The sequence below is a fragment of the Halobacteriovorax sp. genome, assembly GCF_041587335.1.
Classification (GTDB): Bacteria; Bdellovibrionota; Bacteriovoracia; order Bacteriovoracales; family Bacteriovoracaceae; genus Halobacteriovorax.
Genome location: NZ_JBFGYP010000203.1, coordinates 1 through 3,703 on the forward strand (window position 1 = coordinate 1; position 3,703 = coordinate 3,703).

Sequence of the window (3,703 nt, forward strand, 5' to 3'; positions counted from 1 at the left end):
TTAAATTTATCTTGAAAATTATTTAGCATTTTACAAAAGTTTTCAGTTACTCTACTTGGTAAAATTATTGGTGTTCGAGTATGAAAACGAATATATTTTATATGAGAAATATTACTGAACTCGTGAAGATACTTAGATATTTTTTCATCACTTAAGATCAGTGGATCTCCTCCACTAAATATAATTTCTTCTATTTCTGTGTGCTCTCTTAGATAGCTTAAGACGTTCTTAAGGTTGAACTTGAATAGTTCATCATCATTACTTAACTCATTTTTTCTAAAACAATATCTACATATAACAGGACATGTTTGAGTAGGGAAAAATAAAATTCTATTTTTATATCTATGAACAATTTGAGGAATAGGAGATTGATGATGGTCTCCAATAGGATCAATGAGACCTTCTTCTTTTAACTCTTCAGCTGCTGGAAGAAACTGCTTCCCAAGCGGAGAGTCTAATCCTTCTTCTTCTATTCTTTTAGCAAGGTTTTTAGGAATTAAAATAGGGTAACTTGTTTTAGGAAATGATGTTTGAAAGAATGACTCAAGTCCTTCATGTGACTTAATTGAATTCTTGAACTCTTCTTGCCAAGTATTCATTAATCATCAAGTCCTTTAACATATCTTCTGCGCGCCCATTTAGCACAACCAAAGATTAATAGCGCTCCCATTGTTGCTATCCCTGAAAAGTGAATGAGAACAGTTGTTGTGTCCATCGCTCCAGAGTTACTTAGAGTAAACCAAATCCACTTTAGTAAAACTAAGTGAAGTATTAATATTATCAATTGTTGAATTCTTAAATTTAAATTTTTCTTTGTAATATAGCTCATTTCTTATCCATCTTTTCTCTAAGTACTTTCTTCTCTGACTCATCTAATTCTCTAAGTTCAGAGATTTTCTTTAATGAGAAAGATTTATACATATCACTTACTAAGCAGTGAGCATAGAGCATATTCCCCTGAGGCATTGGAAGAAAACTAATTGGTCTTACAGGTCTAAACTGATTCTTTAGACTTCCACCACGGTATTTAATTTCAATCATCTCCTGATCTTTTACTTTATCTTGTAATGCTTGAAGCTTTTTAGGTATTTCAAAGTCTTCTTGTTTATCAAAGTCTTTGAATTTAAATAGATAACCTTCATTTAAAATCTTACGATCAGGTTTCTTAAAAACTTTAAGCCCTCTCTCGTATACTTTAAGACAAGCGATGGCATCGTCTAGGGCCCTGTGATGATTTTCAAGCGGAATTTCTAGCTCTTTCGTGAGAGTGGCCAACTTATAATTAGTGCAACCTCTAAGGGCATACCTTGAAAATTTACAAGAGCAGTAGACATGTGATTCACCAAGAGGAAGCCTGTTTTGGTGCATTCCAAAAACTATAAATCCGGAATCGAATTTAGCGTTATGAGCAACGAGAGGTAGGCTTCCAATAAATTTTATGAAGTCAGGTAGAACTTTGTCTAAGGTTCTCTTGCCTTGCACCATGTCGTTTGTGATGCCATGGATATCTATTGTAAATTGAGGGATGTCAATTTGTGGATCAATGAGCTCATCAAAAATTTCTTCGCCAAAGGGCGTCACTTTTACTGCAGCAATCTCAATTACCCTGTCTATTAAAGGGGATAGGCCTGTCATCTCCAGATCTAGAGCAATTATACCGTTTGGAAATGATCTCAGTAATATTGCTCTTTCTTCTTCTGTGAAATGTGCCATTTTTAGCCCTAAGTATTGCGTGGTTTTATAAGTCCTGAAGATCACTTTGAATGACACTTTTCATGGCCAAACTCACAAAGTATTGATATTAAACATGAACTTATATTTGCTGATATTTTCAACTCTAGTGTGAGTAGTCATATATCTTAAAACACTGAAGGATACAAATTTATGAAGAGTTTTGATGTTGTAGTTATTGGAGCTGGTCCAGGTGGATACGTTGCCGCAATCCGTGCCTCACAAGTAGGTAAGAGTGTTGCTATCGTAGAGATGGATAAGTTTGGTGGAGTTTGTTTAAACCGTGGTTGTATTCCAACTAAGGCAGTACTTAAGTCTGCTCACTCTGTTCATGAAATTGCCGACATGAAAGATCTTGGGATCAATGTTGAGCTTAAGTCTCTAGATGGTGGACAAGCCGTTAAGAGAGCAAAAGGTATAAGTGATAAAATTTCTAAGGGCGTAGAGTTCTTAATGAAGAAAAATAAAATTACTTCATACGAAGGGAAGGCAACTCTTAAGGACAAAACTACAATTGAAGTAAAGTCTAAGAAGGGTCATACCGAAACGTTAAAAGCTAAAAATATAATTCTTGCTACAGGTGCTCACTATAGAAGCTTTCCTGGACTTGAGCACGATGGGAAGAGACTTATCGGAGCTTGGGAAGCAATTAAAATGGAAAAACTACCTAAGTCTATTGGTATCATTGGTGCCGGTGCTATTGGTGTAGAGTTTGCTTACTTTTGGAATGCATTTGGTGTAGACGTTCATATTTTTGAACTTCAGAAAAACCTTCTTCCAATTGAAGACACTGACTCATCTAAAGAAGTTGAAAAAGCTTATAAGAAATATGGAATTAAATTATCTCTTGGCGTAGAAAAAGTTTCTGCTAAGAACAATGGTGATGATGTAACAATCACTGCTGTTGAAAATGGTAAGACTGTAGATTACAAATTTGAAATGGGTCTTATTGCTGTTGGTATGACAGGTAACATTGATGGTATTGGTCTTGAGGCTGCAGGAATTAAAACTGAGAGAGGTTTTGTTTCGGTAAATAACATGTACCAAACAAGTGCTCCAAATGTTTATGCAATTGGTGACCTTGCGGGACCACCACTTCTTGCTCACGCAGCATCTCACGAAGGTGTAGTTGCAGCAGAGCATATTGCTGGTCTTCATCCTCATGCTATTGATCCAATGAATATTGCTGGTTGCACTTACTGTCAGCCACAGGTTGCTTCGGTAGGATTTACTGAAAGAGCTTTAAAAGAAAAAGGAATTAAGTTTTCTGTAGGAAAGATTCCTTTTCAAGCAAATGGTAAAGCTATGGCCTCAAATGAGACAGCTGGATTTGTTAAAACTCTTATGGGTGAAGATGGAGAAATGCTTGGAGCTCATATTGTAGGAACACAAGCAACTGAGTTAATCCATGAATACGTTCTATTTAGACAAATGGAAGGTATTGATGAAGAGATGTTCGCTACTGTTCATCCTCACCCAACTTTAGGTGAGTTCTTAGCTGAATCAGTATTGAATGCAAAAGGTAGAAGTCTTAACTTCTAAGGTTTAAATAAGTTAATAAAGAATAGGAGATATATATGAGATACGATATCGTAATGCCACAAATGGGTGAATCGATTACAAATGGTACGATCACTAAGTGGCACAAGCAACCAGGTGATATGGTTGAGATTGATGAAATCCTTCTAGAGATTTCTACGGATAAAGTTGAGTCAGAAATTCCAGCTCCAATCGCTGGTAAAGTTGTAGAAGTTATCTACCCTGAGGGTGACACAATTGACGTTGGAATTTTAATTGCAGTTATCGATGACGATGCTAGTGCAACAGTTGGTGGATCAGCTCCGGCAGCATCTGCACCAGCAGCTACTCCAGCTGCATCTTCTGCGCCAGCTGCTGGTAGTGAAAGAATGGACGTCGTAATGCCACAAATGGGTGAGTCAATTACTAACGGTACAATTACAAAATGGCACAA

At 36.5% G+C, this 3,703-nt stretch carries 5 protein-coding genes; 2 read left to right on the top strand and 3 right to left on the bottom strand.

Features of this window, described 5'->3' with window-relative positions:
• The 3 genes from ABX784_RS16135 to ABX784_RS16145 all read right to left on the bottom strand — a co-directional run.
• A partial coding sequence (locus ABX784_RS16135) for a KamA family radical SAM protein (RefSeq protein ID WP_372656092.1) occupies positions 1 to 599 on the bottom strand: 599 nt, incomplete at its 3' end.
• Positions 599 to 829: a hypothetical protein gene (locus ABX784_RS16140; RefSeq protein ID WP_372656093.1), complete on the bottom strand. Its 231-nt coding sequence runs from the start codon at positions 827 to 829 to the stop codon at positions 599 to 601. The genes ABX784_RS16135 and ABX784_RS16140, both read right to left, overlap by 1 nt.
• Positions 826 to 1,713 carry an exonuclease domain-containing protein gene (locus tag ABX784_RS16145; RefSeq protein ID WP_372656094.1) on the bottom strand — a complete coding sequence of 296 codons (888 nt, stop codon included), beginning with the start codon at positions 1,711 to 1,713 and terminating at the stop codon, positions 826 to 828. Before ABX784_RS16145 ends, ABX784_RS16140 begins: the two co-directional genes overlap by 4 nt.
• A 171-nt stretch (positions 1,714 to 1,884) precedes the next feature.
• On the opposite strand from ABX784_RS16145, the gene lpdA reads away from it, so the two are divergent.
• Positions 1,885 to 3,273: a dihydrolipoyl dehydrogenase gene (lpdA, locus tag ABX784_RS16150; RefSeq protein WP_372656095.1), complete on the top strand. Its 1,389-nt coding sequence runs from the start codon at positions 1,885 to 1,887 to the stop codon at positions 3,271 to 3,273.
• A 35-nt stretch (positions 3,274 to 3,308) separates the two neighbouring features.
• The coding region (locus tag ABX784_RS16155; protein WP_372656096.1) for a biotin/lipoyl-containing protein at positions 3,309 to 3,703 on the top strand (395 nt) is incomplete at its 3' end.